Annotated in this window: 1 pseudogene; it reads right to left on the bottom strand. The window is 58.6% G+C overall.

From position 1 onward, the window contains the following. Window positions 1-505, bottom strand: a pseudogene (locus tag IVA87_RS09360) (IS110 family transposase); the annotation flags it as partial.

Genomic DNA, 505 nt, shown 5'->3' with positions numbered 1-505 from the left:
CCATGGATCTCGGTCAGATCGACGCCGAGCACACCATACAGCGCGGTCCTGACATCGAACGTGGGTGTGTTGACCTGCTTGGTCTTTATGCGTGGCCTGGGTAACTTTCTGCCCGGTTTTGTCCCTCTGTTGCCCAACGCAGCGATCAAGACTTCGAGCTTGCGATCGCAGTCCAGCATCTTCGCCTGGTAGACGTCGTAGAGTTCCAGCGATTGGGTCAGGGCGAAGACATGTTCATGTCGGTTGTTGCCCACCAGTGCGGCGCGGATCGTCTCCATGGAAGAATGGCAGCGTGCATCCCGGTAGGTCGCCAACACGTCGGGATTGCGTTCGCCCGCAACAATAGCTCGGATGATCCGCATGCCAGTCGCGCCCGTGATATCCGAGACCACGTGATGGAGCTGCAGGTTCATCTCCATCAGGGCCTTCTGCATATGCTGGATATGGGCAGCGGCATATTCCACCAACCGCTCCCGCTGGCGCAAATAGGCGCGCAGGGTTGCAA

Origin of the sequence: Bradyrhizobium sp. 147, from assembly GCF_023073935.1 — a bacterium.
In the GTDB taxonomy this organism is placed as follows: domain Bacteria; phylum Pseudomonadota; class Alphaproteobacteria; order Rhizobiales; family Xanthobacteraceae; genus Bradyrhizobium.
Note: the sequence above shows the minus strand (reverse complement) of the source record. Positions and strands in the feature narration are given on the sequence as shown.